This is a genomic window from Komagataeibacter melaceti, assembly GCF_003403295.1.
Taxonomy (GTDB): domain Bacteria; phylum Pseudomonadota; class Alphaproteobacteria; order Acetobacterales; family Acetobacteraceae; genus Komagataeibacter; species Komagataeibacter melaceti.
The window spans coordinates 1-802 of record NZ_QUWV01000221.1 but is presented as its reverse complement, the minus strand read 5'-3'; the positions used below and the strand labels follow the sequence as shown (position 1 = coordinate 802).

Annotated in this window: 1 protein-coding gene; it reads right to left on the bottom strand. The window is 60.0% G+C overall.

What is annotated here, in order from left to right; translation table 11 throughout:
• Positions 1-83: 83 nt before the first annotated feature.
• Positions 84-692: a hypothetical protein gene (locus DY926_RS16505; protein WP_148707841.1), complete on the bottom strand. Its 609-nt coding sequence runs from the start codon at positions 690-692 to the stop codon at positions 84-86.
• Positions 693-802: the final 110 nt, after the last annotated feature.

Below are 802 nucleotides of genomic sequence, written 5' to 3'. Positions count from 1 at the left end.
GGGGGCGAAACCTGACCACCATACCACGGATATTGATGGTGCGGCGATTGCCGCACACATCATATGTAAGGCCCGGACAGGTTTCAGGTATGCTGGGGAATGTTGCTGTCGGGAATTGTCTCATCCGGAACGGTATCCCGGTCACGTCCCCATAGTCCCGTTACCGTGCTGGTCAGTTCCCCGCATGCGGGTTCCAGCGTGGTGGCATGGCTTCCGATCGTGTTCGTGTAATGCTGTACGATCGTGCAGCGGATTTCATCATGTTTCGCGTTGCGCCATAGCGCTTCGATCACCAGGCGGCCACTGCTGTCCCCCATATGCGCTTCACCTGTATATGCGGGTTTTGTAAGGTCCTGGGAGGTCATGCCCATGCCGTTGCCATCGGTGAGGATGAAGCCCTGGGGCCGGTTATCGGCATCACTTCGGGCCGTTACGGAAAAAGAGCGCAGGCTGTAGCCCTGCGGTCGCGTCGCCAGCAAGGAGTAACTGACCCGCAACACCGGATAGGCGCGCGGGGAAGTAGCGGCCTGTTTTGCAGTCACGAGCTCATGGTACTGCGCCGCAAGTGATTGCGAAGCGTCAGGTGCGGATACGACCGCCGCGGCTGCCATGCGCTCCGGGTTCATGGTCGCGCTGTCTATCGGCTTCGCGAAAGCAGCGGTGCCGCCTGCTCCCAGAAAAAGTGCTGTCATCGCCAGGATATGGCATCCATGTTTTTTCATCTTGAACTCCCGAGCCGGGCGGGATGCCCGCTCTCACCGGTGCAGGATGCCGTGATCGGTTGTGGGTCCGGTTCGGGGAG

What these genes read in the sequence shown, in the direction of transcription:
- DY926_RS16505 (WP_148707841.1), bottom strand. Translation starts at nt 692, where the DNA reads ATGACAGCACTTTTTCTGGGAGCAGGCGGCACCGCTGCTTTCGCGAAG.